This is a genomic window from Allokutzneria sp. NRRL B-24872, assembly GCF_002155965.1.
Taxonomy (GTDB): domain Bacteria; phylum Actinomycetota; class Actinomycetes; order Mycobacteriales; family Pseudonocardiaceae; genus Allokutzneria.
Genome location: NZ_MUMH01000468.1, coordinates 1 through 659, shown reverse-complemented (window position 1 = coordinate 659; position 659 = coordinate 1). Strand labels below are relative to the sequence as shown.

1 protein-coding gene is annotated in these 659 nt (G+C 75.7%); it reads right to left on the bottom strand.

Features of this window, described 5'->3' with window-relative positions:
• Nucleotides 1–659, bottom strand: a 659-nt coding sequence (locus CCN37_RS38730; RefSeq protein WP_246843659.1) for an FGGY-family carbohydrate kinase, incomplete at both ends; no start/stop codon positions are given.

Genomic DNA, 659 nt, shown 5'->3' with positions numbered 1-659 from the left:
TCCAGCGTTTCGAGGTAGCGGCGGTAGCCCTCTTCGTAGAAGGCGACCGCGTCGGTGTCGGCGCGGGCGACGCGGGGTGCGGCGTCCTGCACGTCCGCGGCCCGGCCCAGCGCGTCCCAGGCGACCTTGGCGGCGCCGCGGATGCCGACGGCTTCCTCCCGCACGTGCACGTCGCGGCCCAGCACTCCGGCGAAGATGCGGCCCCATTCGCCGGAGCGGGCCCCGCCTCCGCAGGCGGTGACGTCGCCGTCGACGCCGAGGGTCTCCAGGCAGTGCCGGGCGGAGTAGGCGACCGCCTCGCACAGGGCGCGCACCAGGTCGGCGCGGCCGGTCAGCGGGGACAGCCCGTCGAGCCGGCCGCGGGCGCGGGCGTCCACGCAGGGTGCGCGCTCCCCGCTGGTGGACAGGAAGGGCAGGGCGGTGACGCCGCCGGCGCGGTAGGGGGACTGGGCGAGCAGGGCGTCGAGTTCCTCGATGCGGACGCCGAGCATGCCGAGCAGCCAGTCGAGTCCGGCCGTGCCGATCATGGCGGGCATGACCCGCAGATAGCGGTCGGCGTAGGGGGTGGCGAGCACCATGCCGGCGGGCTCTTCGCGGCTCGCGGGCCCGGGGTCGTCGGAGAGGACCTGGCAGGCCAGGGTGGTGCCGATGATCAGGTG